Annotated in this window: 3 protein-coding genes; all 3 read left to right on the top strand. The window is 78.4% G+C overall.

Annotated elements, in window-relative coordinates:
* Positions 1-452, top strand: a 452-nt coding sequence (locus ACYVI6_RS18710) for a type II secretion system F family protein (RefSeq protein ID WP_460447792.1), incomplete at its 5' end; no start/stop codon positions are given.
* A gap of 122 nt (positions 453-574) precedes the next feature.
* On the top strand, positions 575-808 hold the full coding sequence (locus ACYVI6_RS18705) for a DUF4244 domain-containing protein (protein WP_284288502.1): 234 nt from the start codon (positions 575-577) through the stop codon (positions 806-808).
* The coding region (locus ACYVI6_RS18700) for a TadE family type IV pilus minor pilin (RefSeq protein WP_460447791.1) at positions 801-1,348 on the top strand (548 nt) is incomplete at its 3' end. The genes ACYVI6_RS18705 and ACYVI6_RS18700, both read left to right, overlap by 8 nt.

Here is a 1,348-nt window from a genome sequence, read left to right as displayed (position 1 = left end):
GGGGCCGGCGACGACCTGCGGACGCGGTCCCGGTCCCGGTGCTCGTCGAGCTCGTCGCCGCCGCGCTCGGCACCGGCCTGCCGGCTGCCGACGCGGTCGACGAGGCCGCCCGCGCCGCCGAGCGCCTCGACGTCGAGCTGGTGCGGTCGCTGCCGCTGTGGCGCGTGGGGATGCCTGCGGCCAGGGCGTGGCGCGACGTCGACGACGCCTACCTGCCGCTCGTGCGCGCCCTCACGCTGGCCGAGCGCACCGGTGGCGGCGTGGCGCTCGTGCTGCGCAGCGCGGCCGGTGACGCCCGTGCCCGTCGGCGTCGTGCCGCCGCCGTCGCCTCCGCCCGGCTCGGGGTGCGGCTGGTGCTGCCGCTCGGGCTGACGACCCTGCCGGCGTTCGGGCTGCTGGGGGTCGTCCCGGTCGTCGCGGGGCTGGCCGTCCCGCTGCTGCACGGCACGTGACCCTCTCGTCCACAGGTGGACGACGAGGGCGCGGTCGTCCACAGCACACGGACGTCGCTCGTCTCGAACCGGTTGCAGCGCAAGGCTTTCCACATCAGTTCACACCGACGAAGGGACCACGCATGACCAGACCTCGAACCGTCCGCAGCGCGTTCGGCGCCGCTCGCGGGCGAGCCCGGCTGCTGCTCGCACGGGGCCGGGTACGCGGCGACCACGGGATGACGACCGCCGAGTACGCCATCGGCACCCTCGCGGCCGCCGGGTTCGCGGCGCTGCTGCTGACGATCCTGCACGGCTCGGCGGTGCGCGGCCTCCTGCTGGGCCTCGTGACGAAGGCGTTGTCGCTCGGTGGCTGACCGCCACCGCGAGCACGGGACGGCCACGGCCGAGCTGGCCGTGGCCGTCCCGTCGGTCGTGCTGCTGCTCGCCGCGGTGGCGGCCGCCGGGCAGGCCGCCGTCGCCCAGGTGCAGGTGGTCGACGCCGCACGCGCCGGCGCCCGGGCCGCGGCGCGCGGCGACGACCCGGCTGCGGTCCGGTCGGCGGCAGCGGCGGCCGCCGGGTCCGGGTCCGCGGTCGTGGGCGTCGGTGCGTCACCCGGCGCGGTCGACGTGTCCGTGCGACGAACCCTGCGGCTCCTGCTGCCGAACGGGCCGACGGTCACCGTGCGCTCCACCGCGACGGCGCACCGCGAGAGCGGGAGCGCGACGCTGCTCGTCGTGGCGGTGCTCTGCGCCGCCGCCCTGCTGACGTCGGCGGTCGGCCTGCTGGGCTCGGCGGTCGTCGCACGGCACCGCGCCGCGGCGGCCGCCGACCTCGCGGCGCTCGCCCCCGCCGACGCCCTCGTCGGCCGGGCAACGGGGGCACCCTGCACCCTGGCCGCGCGGGTCGCCGCCGC

It is taken from the genome of Angustibacter aerolatus, assembly GCF_054776675.1.
This window is presented reverse-complemented; position numbering and strand designations above follow the sequence as displayed.

Excerpts from the sequence above, each read along its gene's own strand:
- ACYVI6_RS18705 (WP_284288502.1), top strand. The coding sequence starts at position 575 with ATGACCAGACCTCGAACCGTCCGCAGCGCGTTCGGCGCCGCTCGCGGG.